Genomic DNA, 9,638 nt, shown 5'->3' with positions numbered 1-9,638 from the left:
GGAAACTTTATTGATGTTTGTGACTCTTGGCGTAGCGAAGGCTATGGCATTTTTCTCAAAAGTCTTGACACCATCTTGCAATATTCCCACAAGGGACTGTCTAAAGAAGTACGCGAAGGACTGATTTGGAGTTTGATGGTGCTTACTTGGCAGGCGATCGCCCGGACAATTCGTGGTAATCAGCCGACTTTAGTTCGTTTTATTGATGCAACATGGGCACCTAACCTTGCCCAGAAGAAAGCTGAAACTGAAAAAGATTCCTTACTTAAAGGATTTAAGTACGTTCTGCAACCGTACTTTGGCAATTAGGCTTTTTATCTTCGCGTGTAACAGTTTATGTCAGTCCAACAAATTCTAGCAGTCAAAAAAAAACTAGCTCTGAATATAAAGCATTAGGAAAGTTCATCAAATCACATTTTGCTGTTGAAAGCAAAGATATTCCATTCTATATCCCGCAGGATTTGAGACTCATTTTATTATCACAGACTACTGCTTCCAATAAATTAATTCACGCACTCGCATCAAAATACGGCATCAACGATCTTTGTGGATTACTCAATTGCGATCGCCCTTTGAGAGCATCACCTACCTACAACAGAGCTTGGAACGTCGTACTTACAAGTTGCAAAAGAGAATATACCAAGCCAGTAGTCGTGGAGATGTTAAAGCAATTCGCCGACTCCAAAAGACATTGATGAACTCCTGGTCAGCAAAATGTATAGCGGTCAGACGAGTAACCCAAGATAACAATGGAAAAAACACGGCGGGTGTAGTAGCGATCGCCATCTTACCCCTTCAACCAAGATATAGAAAATAGCGTTTAAGACTTGCCACATATCGACTTCACGATTACGTCCCCCTAGTTTGGGCGGTGGAATCAAGTCTTTTATTAATTCTCGTATTGTGTTTGTGTCAGGTTGCTGGGATAAGCTTTACTCATGCTGCTCTCTCGGTGCTGTTTACTAAACTATTTACAGCCTATACTGAGAGAGCTTTTTTACAAACTACCCGACTTTTCAAACACCCTCTTAGCTCTTCAAAACATTACGAGGAGCGATTTTCAATTTTTTTGTCAAAACTACACTCCTTAGCTAATACCATTTCACAAAGTTATTGATACAAATTTTCTCCCTTGTTTTCCTGCTCGCTTAATGTATAAGACTTATGGTGAAACGGTATAACTATATCCTCCTTGACATCTGTCGTTTTTTCTCCTCCAGACGTTCTCTCTTTTCTGGAGTGAGACTATCAAAACAATGGGGACAACAAATTCCTTCCTCATATTTGGGAGAAGTTTTATCAGTATCCGAAATCGGATGTCCACAACCGACACACATTTCATAAGAACCGGGTTCCAAACCATGACTCACAGCGACCCGTTCATCAAAAACAAAACACTCTCCTTCCCAAAGACTTTCCTCAGCTGGAACTTCCTCTAAATACTTGAGAATCCCGCCTTTGAGGTGATAAACCTCTTGAAAACCTTGTGCCAACATAAAAGAAGAAGCTTTTTCACAGCGAATTCCACCAGTACAAAATAGTGCTACCTTCTTATGTTGGCTAGGATCAAGATGATTACTTACATATTCTGGAAATTGCCGAAATGATTCTGTAGCCGGATTTAGCGCTCCTTTAAAAGTGCCAATACTAAATTCATAATCATTGCGAGTATCAATTACCACTACTTCTGGATCGGAAATTACTTTATTCCAATCTTGGGGACTAACATAAGTACCCACTTTTTCATTAGGGTCAATATCAGCCAGTCCCATAGTGACAATTTCTTTTTTCAGGCGTACCTTAATACGCTGAAATGGTGGTTTCTCAGCCGTAGACTCTTTATGTTCTAAATCCGCCAAGCGGGAGTCAGAACGCAAAAAAGACAACAGTGAATCAATAGCCTCACGGGAACCTGCAATAGTACCATTTATACCTTCTTCGGCCAGCAAAATAGTTCCTTTGATACCTTGTGCTTGGCAATAAGACAACAAAGGTTGTTGTATCTCAACGTAATCTGGGAGTTTAACAAACTTATAAAATGTAGCAACAACTAATGTCATATCTGCTTGAACAGTTATACTATCCATTAGGGTGGGTAATAAGTAATGGGTAATGGGTAATTAAGATACTGATGATTTTCCCATGCCCAATGCCCAAGGTTTATATCGTAAATAAGTAGCCGGACTTAATATCATTTCATATTCGCTTGAACAAAAACGCATAACAGATGATCTATCTGTAACCATCGGTGTTTATCGGTGTACATCGGTGTTCGTTTCTAAAATATAACTTTTTATCACTTTAGAAACTTCTATCTAAGATCCAAACTTGCATAAGTATTTCCAGAATTGGTTCACGATTACGCTAGGTAGCTGGAGCGTATTGGCGTGCATCTTGTGATGTGTTCATCAGACAGTAATTTTCAGGTTTTCTATTTTATTTTGTAGATTGGCAGTTGGACTGTAAATGTAGCTCCTTTGCCAATTCCCTCACTAGTGGGACTTAAACAGAAATTAAGCCCAAATGTAGCCTAAACTAGCTTTATAAGCAGCAAATACGTCGCGATTATGGGTCAACCAGTGGAAAAATCGATAAGACATAGCTGTTCTAAATGCTTCTAAAGCTTCAGTAAAGGAGTTTAAAGATTTATTCGCCCACCTACATCTTAAACCCCCTGTGAGTTGATGCCAAAGAATAAAAGTGTAGGCAGAGAATACCAAGATAAAATGCCGCATTAAACTTCTTTTATCTCGAACTTGGTATTCTTTTAATCCCAACCACCCCTTAGCTTCTCTATAAAAAACTTCTACCCAATTTCTTTGAGAGTAGGTATCAACTATCCATTTTGGCGAAACAGTTGAGGTAGAAACATTGGTAATCAAATAGTCTATAAAGCTGTTACTACGAACTTTGTCTTCCTACTTGATTAATTAGCTGCGGTGGCGAGAACTTCTTGCAGTTTCTCTGTCTTGGTGAATGCTAGGTATTGAGACGCCATTTCTGGAGTTAACAGTTCTATCATTAATCTGTTTTCTAGCCAGAACTCAATCACATCAAAGAAAGACTCGCGACTACAGCGTACCACACGCCAACCTTCACTCACACCAACTTGTTCAATTTCTGCTTGGCTGACAGGTACAGAAATTGCTGCATGGGTAGCTGTGAACATAGAAGAATTAGCATTATGGACAAACATGCACTGTTCATTTGCTGCTGCACCAGGTGCTATTTCAGATCCTAAAGGATAAACTTCGATTGCTGTACCATGTTCATCGCCAGGAAAGACAAAGTAGCTACCTGGGTGAGGAGGAAAAGGTGCTATTTGTCCTTTCATTACTTTTGCTAAGGCTTGTGCAACACCTAGGGGATTAATCGCGGAAATCGAAATGTGGTGAATCATAGGATAATTTTAGGATAATCTTAACCTTCCAGATGTGATAGGATACAAGCGATCGCTATCCGATTCCGCAAATCAAAAGATTGTGTTGTAATATTTCAATTCCTAATTTTCATTGCTAAGGTCAACCCATCAGCGATCGCTAACATGCTAAGCGTCACTCTTTGATCTTGATACAGTTTTTGATTAAATGCCCGAATTTTATTAGTTCGATTATCCTGTACTTGAGGATCTGCAACTCGACCTGACCATAGGACATTATCGATCGCAATCAGTCCGCCCGGACGCACGAGTTGCAAAGCTAGTTCGTAGTAGTTGTCATAGTTGCTTTTGTCAGCATCAATAAAAGCAAAATCAAAGGTTTCTGCTTCTCCTACTGCGATGAGTTTTTCTAAAGTTTCCAAGGCTGGGGCAAGGTGCAAATTGATTTTATCCGCTACACCTGCTTTTTGCCAGTAACGACGAGCGATCGCTGTGTATTCTTCATCTATATCACAAGCTATTACCTTACCGTCTGCTGGTAATGCCAATGCAACTACTAAAGAACTATATCCAGTAAATACACCTATATCTAAAGTCTTTTTTGCTGCTATTAATTTAACTAGCAATGCTAAAAACTGTCCTTGATCAGGTGCGATTTGCATTGTAGCCATAGAGTGCTGTGCTGTTTCTTGACGCAGCTGAGTTAAAATTTCTGGCTCTCGCAAAGATACTGAAAGTAAGTAGTCATAAAGAGTTTTGTCTAGTCCCAGAGCTTTATTGTTCATAAAGTGCGATCGCTTTTTGTATCTTCTTTTCTGTTTTTATCGCAAAAGTGCATAAGTTGATTTTGCCTATACCCATAAGGAAGACAGAGGGGAAGCTACCAAATCTCTGAATCAAAGCTACACATATTTTGTAGTCGCGTGACTGACGCGACTACAAACATTTTTTAACTTCCCATGTCAGGACATCATCGGGATTAGCCTCATAGTCAGTAATTCGACAACTTGATATGCCATAACATTGACTAGTAGAAATTAAAATCATTAGTGACAAAAAAGACGGGCTTTTTGCCCGCCCCGCATTTACCGACTGTAGAGTTGCGTCATCTCTAACAATCTTTGACTTAATTCTGATGTAAGTAAATCTGAACTGGTGTAGCGCCAACGCCAGTTACCTGCGTTCACACTCGGATCGTTCATCCTGGCGCTGTTATCTAAACCCAGAATATCTTGTAAGGGAAGAATTGCTAAATCAGCCACAGATGCTAATGCTAGGCGAATGAATTCCCAGTTGATTTCCAATATTTCTTCTGGCGAATCGTAACCCAGATATTTTGCAACCATTTGCTTTTCTTCGGGTTTAGCTCCCTGTTGCCACCAACCTATTGTAGTTTCGTTATCGTGGGTTCCTGGATAGACGACACTATTTTTAATGTAATGGTGGGGTAGGTAAGCATTCTCTGAACCACCACCAAAAGCAAATTGCAAGATCCGCATTCCCGGAAAATCAAAGTGATCGCGCAATTCTTCTACTTCTGGTGTAATAATACCTAAGTCTTCTGCCATTACGGGTAAACTACCTAAGGTTGTTCCCAAAGTTTCAAAAAATTTGACTCCTGGTGCTTTTACCCATTCGCCATTGATCGCTGTTTCTTCCCCAGCGGGTACGCGCCAGTAAGCTTCAAAACCCCGGAAGTGATCAATCCTGACAATATCTACGTATTGTAATGTGGCTCGGAAACGTTCGATCCACCAGGCAAAGTTGGTGCGTTGCAATTTCTCCCAATCGTATACAGGATTACCCCACAATTGCCCAGTTGCGCTAAAGTAATCTGGTGGCACACCTGCAATATAAGCAGGTTCTAAGGTTTGAGAGTCTAGTTGAAAAATATCAGGATTTGCCCACACATCAGAACTGTTGTGACAAACGTAAATCGAGATATCCCCGACTATTTGAATGTTTTTGCCGTTGGCGTAGGCACGCAGGTGTGACCACTGCTGAAAAAATTTAAATTGTAGAAATTTATGGTATAGTATACTGTCATTAAAATCTTGGGCTGCGGCTTGCAAGGCACTAGGTTCGCGGCGAGCGATCGCACTTTCCCATTGGCTCCAAGGTTTGCCATCGTTTGCTTCTAGTAGTGCCATGAACAAGACGTAATCGTCGAGCCAAGCCGATTGCATCTGACAAAATTGTTCATATTCAGGGTTTGATTTCTCGCTTAAGGAATGCCGAAAGCGTTCATAAGCAAGACGGAGAATACTCATTTTGTGAGGAATTACCACATCGAAATTAACTCGATTGGGGTTATCTGCTGCACTTTCCGGTGGCAGCGTCAATTCCTCTTGGGATAGTAAATTCTCCTGTACCAACTGCTCTAGACTAATCAGCAGTGGATTTCCAGCAAAAGCACTAAAATTCATTGTATAGGGCGAATGCTCATAGCCAGTGGGTCCCAAAGGCAATATCTGCCACAGTCTTTGGCCACTTCTCTGCAAGAAATCCACAAACTCGTAAGCCGAATGACCTAAATCACCAATGCCAAATCGACTGGGTAGAGAAGTAGGATGTAACAAAATTCCGCTTGCTCTTTGAAAGCTCATCACAAAATCCTCAGTTTTTCGGTATCAGGTAATACAAAAAGGTCTAAAAAATTCAACCAGGCTGCGAATCTCCCTTGTACAATAACTTATTGCCAATAGGTTGTATAAATTATGCAAAATCCGATTTTGAAGGACGATCCGCTTTGGTTTAAAGATGCTGTAATCTATGAAGTGCCTGTACGTGCTTTTGCCGACAGTGATGGCGACGGCATTGGCGATTTTTGTGGGTTAACGCAGAAGTTAGATTATCTGCAAGATTTGGGAGTCACAGCAGTTTGGGTGCTGCCCTTTTTCCCCTCGCCACTGCGCGACGATGGCTACGACATTTCAGATTACACTAGTGTCAACCCCATCTACGGTAATCTAGAAGACTTTAAGGCTTTTTTAACAGCTGCCCATGAGCGCGGAATTCGCGTCATTATAGAGTTAATCATCAATCACACCTCCGATCAACACCCTTGGTTTCAACGGGCAAGGCGATCGCCTGCGGGCAGTGCTGAGAGAAATTTTTACGTTTGGAGTGACACTCCTGAAAAGTACCAGGACACGCGGATCATCTTCAAGGATTTTGAAACCTCTAACTGGACATGGGATCCGGTAGCAAAAGCCTATTATTGGCATCGCTTTTATTCTCACCAACCAGATTTAAACTTTGAACACCCAGAGTTACAGCAAGCGCTGTTTAATGTGGTTGATTTCTGGTTAGAAATGGGGGTCGATGGACTGCGTTTAGACGCAGTGCCTTATCTTTATGAACGTGAGGGAACTAACTGTGAGAATTTACCAGAAACCCACGAGTTTTTAAAGAAATTGCGGCGACATGTAGACGAAAAGTTCCCTAACCGGATGTTACTAGCAGAAGCAAATCAGTGGCCTGAGGATGCGGTAGAGTATTACGGACAAGGGGATGAGTGCCACATGGATTTTCACTTTCCCCTCATGCCACGTTTGTATATGGCGTTGCATATGGAAGATAGCTTCCCGATTATTGACATTTTACAGCAGACGCCACCAATTCCCGATAACTGCCAGTGGGCGCTATTTTTACGTAACCACGACGAACTGACTTTGGAAATGGTCAGTGATGAAGACCGGGATTACATGTACAAAGTTTACGCCCAAGACCCCCAAGCCCGGATTAACTTGGGTATTCGTCGCCGTCTCGCACCATTGATGGGTAATAACCGCCGCCGGATTGAGTTGATGAATGCTTTGTTAATGTCTTTACCAGGAACACCCGTATTGTATTACGGCGATGAGATTGGTATGGGAGACAATATTTATTTGGGCGATCGCAATGGTGTACGCACGCCGATGCAGTGGAGTCCTGACAGAAACGGGGGTTTTAGTAGTGCTAATCCCCAAAGGCTTTATGCCCCTTTGATTGTAGACCCAGAGTACCACTACGAAGCAGTTAATGTAGAAGCACAACGGGCAAACCCCAATTCTCTGTGGTGGTGGACTAAACGACTAATTGCCACCAGAGGACGGTATAAAGCTTTTGGTCGGGGTACGTTTGAATTTTTGTATCCAGAAAACCGCAAAGTCCTGGCCTTTACTCGCAACTACAACGATGAACACATTCTCGTTGTAGCTAATCTCTCGCGGTTTGTGCAGACTGTGGAATTGGATCTGTCTGCATTTAATGGCATGGTTCCAGTAGAAATTTTTGGTCGCAATGCTTTTCCAGTAATCAGTGAATCTCCTTACTTCCTTAGCTTGGGACCCCATGCATTCTATTGGTTTACCCTGCAAATGCAACCCAGCTTTACTTGTCCCATCCGCAATCCCAACCAAATACCTAAACTTATAGTCAGTGGTAGATGGCAGAATGTTTTTGTCAAAGGTGAGGCAAGAACGGCACTTGAAAGTATACTGCCAGATTATCTGTGTAGTTGTGCTTGGTTCGATGGCAAAACACGCATCATCCAAGCTACCCACATTACGGAAGCAATTCCTGTAAGTTATGAAAATACTCAAGCGTATATTATTTTACTACGGGTAGACTACACAGAAGGCGACCCTCAAACTTATGTTCTCACCCTGGCTTACGAAACAGATGGCGTTGGTAGCGAACGCTTCAGCACTCACATTGAACAAATAGTTGCCCAGATATATGTCCAGGGTAAACAAGAAACCGGAGTCTTATTTGATGCTTTAGGACAAAAAGACTTTTTGAATATCCCCCTGAATGCGATCGCTCATCATCATACCTACGAAGGTATGCAGGGTAAATTGGTGGCAACATCCACAGAACATTTTTCGGAAATTCTGACTCAGTTTAGTGACCAAAGCAGCAATGTTTCCTTGGAACCCCATTTACTCAAAGGCGAACATACTAACACGGGCATTATCTATGGCGATCGCCTGATTTGTAAAATCTTCCGCAAAGTCGAGGCGGGTATTAACCCCGATCTCGAAATTGGTCGCTTTCTTACCGCCACTTCAGTTAAAAAAGGTATACCCCAACTAGACCACCTAGCCCCTGTTGCTGGTGCATTAGAGTATCACTGTAAAGGTTCTGCACCAATGACAGTGGGGATTTTGCGAAAATATATCCCTGAGATTCGCGATGCTTGGTCTTATACCTTAGACAGCTTGCGTGACTTTTTTGAACTAGTTCTGCCAAAATACGCAGACATAACTGATATTGAGCTACCCCCCTCTTTGTTGCAAGCGGCGCTATATATTCCAGTCCCGGAAATGGCTCAAGAATTCATGGGTAATTACCTCTTGGCAGCTGAATTGCTAGGACAACGGACTGCGGAATTACACATAGCACTAGCATCAGACTCGGAAAATGTAGACTTTGCACCAGAGTTATTTTCTTCTTTCTACCAGCGCTCAATCTACCAATATATGCGGAATCAGGCAGGGCAAACAATACTGCTATTAAATAAACATTTGCAGCAATTGCCTAATGATGTCCAACCTTTAGCAAAATTGGTGATCAACCAACGCGAGTTGATTTTGGGACGCTTTCAGGAAATCTTAAACCACAAAATTACTGCCATGCGGATTCGGTGTCATGGCAACTATTCCTTAAAGGAAGTTTTGTACACAGGTAAAGATTTTATCATCATTGATTTTGAGGGTAACTCAGAACGCCCCTTGAGTGAACGTCGAATGAAGCGATCGCCCCTACGGGATGTTGCTTCAATGATAGGATCTTTTTACTATGCCAGCCGTGTTGCTCTGCGTAACGAAGAAGAAAGCGGTATCCTGCGTCCTGATGAGTTACCATTAGCAGAACATTGGCAGCAGTTCTTCTTCTGCTGGTCTAGCGTCGCCTTTTTAAAATCCTATCTGATCAAATCAGAGCACGCAGCTTTCATACCCAAGCATCCCAGAGAGTTACAAGTCCTTCTTGATGCTTTTTTGTTGGAGAAAGTTATTCTGGAGTTAGACTACGAACTCAGAAACCGACCGGATTGGATCGAAATTCCTTTACAGCGAATTTTGGATTTGTTGCAAAACTCGAAGTAATGAGGTTGGTGTAGATCAAGGTATTTCTCGTTTTCGCTATTAGTGATTAATGGTTAGTAGTTAGTGGTCAACAACCAACTACTAACTATTAACTGAGTAAAATTTTGGGTAAATTTTTGAAACGCAGTCCCGATGAAAAAAGTTTCACAGCTTCCCCTTATTGGTTA

7 protein-coding genes and 2 pseudogenes are annotated in these 9,638 nt (G+C 41.9%); 3 read left to right on the top strand and 6 right to left on the bottom strand.

The annotated features are described in order from the left end of the window. Nucleotides 1-309: hypothetical protein (locus UYK_RS23935; protein ID WP_040468973.1), on the top strand; the 309-nt coding region annotated here is incomplete at its 5' end. A 235-nt stretch (nt 310-544) separates the two neighbouring features. After that, nucleotides 545-817 carry a reverse transcriptase N-terminal domain-containing protein gene (locus UYK_RS27070; RefSeq protein ID WP_180965170.1) on the top strand — a complete coding sequence of 91 codons (273 nt, stop codon included), beginning with the start codon at nt 545-547 and terminating at the stop codon, nt 815-817. Nucleotides 818-830: 13 nt separating this feature from the next. Here UYK_RS27070 and UYK_RS27735 read toward each other — a convergent pair. From UYK_RS27735 to malQ, 6 genes and pseudogenes are all read right to left on the bottom strand, one after another. Further along, a pseudogene (locus UYK_RS27735) lies at nt 831-881 on the bottom strand (hypothetical protein); the annotation flags it as partial. 300 nt (nt 882-1,181) lie between these two features. Next, the gene (trhO, locus tag UYK_RS0101350) at nt 1,182-2,060 is read right to left on the bottom strand and encodes an oxygen-dependent tRNA uridine(34) hydroxylase TrhO (RefSeq protein ID WP_016870767.1); all 879 of its coding nucleotides are present in this window, start codon (nt 2,058-2,060) and stop codon (nt 1,182-1,184) included. Between the two features lie 453 nt (nt 2,061-2,513). Continuing rightward, nucleotides 2,514-2,891: pseudogene (locus UYK_RS0101345) on the bottom strand (IS701 family transposase); the annotation flags it as partial. A 35-nt stretch (nt 2,892-2,926) separates the two neighbouring features. After that, nucleotides 2,927-3,400: a hypothetical protein gene (locus tag UYK_RS0101340; RefSeq protein WP_016870766.1), complete on the bottom strand. Its 474-nt coding sequence runs from the start codon at nt 3,398-3,400 to the stop codon at nt 2,927-2,929. 95 nt (nt 3,401-3,495) lie between these two features. Continuing rightward, on the bottom strand, nt 3,496-4,164 hold the full coding sequence (locus UYK_RS0101335) for a class I SAM-dependent methyltransferase (RefSeq protein ID WP_009455292.1): 669 nt from the start codon (nt 4,162-4,164) through the stop codon (nt 3,496-3,498). Between the two features lie 300 nt (nt 4,165-4,464). Next, a complete protein-coding gene (malQ, locus tag UYK_RS0101330) occupies nt 4,465-5,985 on the bottom strand; it encodes a 4-alpha-glucanotransferase (protein WP_009455291.1) in 1,521 nt (506 codons plus the stop codon). A 111-nt stretch (nt 5,986-6,096) separates the two neighbouring features. Between malQ and treS the strand changes: the two genes are divergently transcribed. Continuing rightward, nucleotides 6,097-9,471: a maltose alpha-D-glucosyltransferase gene (treS, locus tag UYK_RS0101325; protein WP_016870765.1), complete on the top strand. Its 3,375-nt coding sequence runs from the start codon at nt 6,097-6,099 to the stop codon at nt 9,469-9,471. Nucleotides 9,472-9,638: the final 167 nt, after the last annotated feature.

The sequence above is a fragment of the Fischerella thermalis PCC 7521 genome, from assembly GCF_000317225.1.
GTDB classification, from domain to species: domain Bacteria; phylum Cyanobacteriota; class Cyanobacteriia; order Cyanobacteriales; family Nostocaceae; genus Fischerella; species Fischerella thermalis.
The sequence above is the reverse complement of the archived record's forward strand: the minus strand, read 5'-3'. Positions and strand labels throughout refer to the sequence as shown.